This is a genomic window from Bradyrhizobium ferriligni (assembly GCF_056837965.1).
Genome location: NZ_JBXEJO010000180.1, coordinates 1 through 1,339 on the forward strand (window position 1 = coordinate 1; position 1,339 = coordinate 1,339).

Below are 1,339 nucleotides of genomic sequence, written 5' to 3' on the forward strand. Positions count from 1 at the left end.
GCACTACTTTGGCAGAATTGGTTTGCGCCACTGTTTTTCAAGGATTTGCTTTCGGCAATACGGGCACTGCTGAGACGGCGGTCGAAGGATGAGATCAACGATGGCGTGACGTACGGCGGGCATGGTTGGCTGAGGCGGAGGCCCGTTGATTCTTTTTTTTCCGCCCCGCGTATGCGAGGCGACGATGTTGTAGGAAGGCGTAGGCAATCATTGTCATCAGGGCGTGGCGATGAAGACCTTGCCATGATCTCCCTTCGAAGTGATCAAGTCCGAGCTCTTCCTTCAACTGCTGATGGGCTTGCTCACAAATCCATCGTGCCTTGATGGTGGCGGCCAGTGTGCGCAGATCCGTCGCTGCGGGCAGATTGGCGAGATAGTATTTCTTTTCCCCTGAAGCGCGTTGCTCGCCAATGAGCCAAGCTTCGTCGCCCGGGAGATGCTGCTGACCCTTATCCCATATCCGCTGCGGAGGGCCGTCGGCGGTGCGGACACGCAGAGCAGCAAATCGGGCTTTCAGCCGACCTTTCGTCCCGCTACGCCAACTCACGGTTTTCCATCTGGCGCTGGCCAGCATTTGTTCTGCCGCAATCGATAAGATATCGGGCACGTGGTGCTTTCGTGGTTTCCCGCGGACTTTAGTAATCGGCCAAATGAGCTTCACATCGACCGGATACACTTTCAGGTGCCGAGGGATACCGACAGCCCAGACCAGCCCGCGCTCTGTTAGCCCTTGTCGAAACGGTGCGCTGAGGCCGTATCCTGCATCCGCCAGCACACATCCAAAGCGCACTTTGGCTGCCATCGCGCGGTCAACCTCGGCCAAAGCAATTTCCGGCTTGGATCGTGGCGTTCGGTGTTCGACTGGCACGCGAGCGCGCTTTAAACGAGACATGTCGCTCGTCCAACTGTCGGGCAGAAAGAGACGTAACGCGACCATCACTGGCACTTCGCCGCGCGCAAGCGTTAAAGACACCAGCGTTTGGCAATTTGCTGTTTTACCGAGAGCCGACGCGTATTGAGCCGCAACACCGACCGAGCGCTCACCCTTCTTCGGCAGTGAGGTGTCATCAATAACCAACACCGCATCGCTGCCGCCGACAAGTCGGTCCGCCTGGTTGAGCAGCTCTGTCTCCAGCGGCGTCGCGTCCCAGACACCGTCCGCAATGAAATGGTGCAACTGGTCGTAGTTGCTCGTGGCAAGGCGTTCCGCCATCGGTTGAACGCTCTTGCGATCGCCAGGACCGATCAGTCCCGCAACATACAGAGGACACATCCGCTGTCGGGTCTTATGACCCAGCCGGTCCAAGAACGGCATCAGCCAGCGTTCGAGTTCGTCTTC

Annotated in this window: 1 protein-coding gene; it reads right to left on the reverse strand. The window is 58.1% G+C overall.

Going from position 1 to position 1,339, the window contains the following annotated elements; translation table 11 throughout:
• Positions 1-94: 94 nt before the first annotated feature.
• Positions 95-1,339, reverse strand: a 1,245-nt coding sequence (locus AC1VNY_RS42450; RefSeq protein WP_482409660.1) for an IS701 family transposase, incomplete at its 5' end; no start/stop codon positions are given.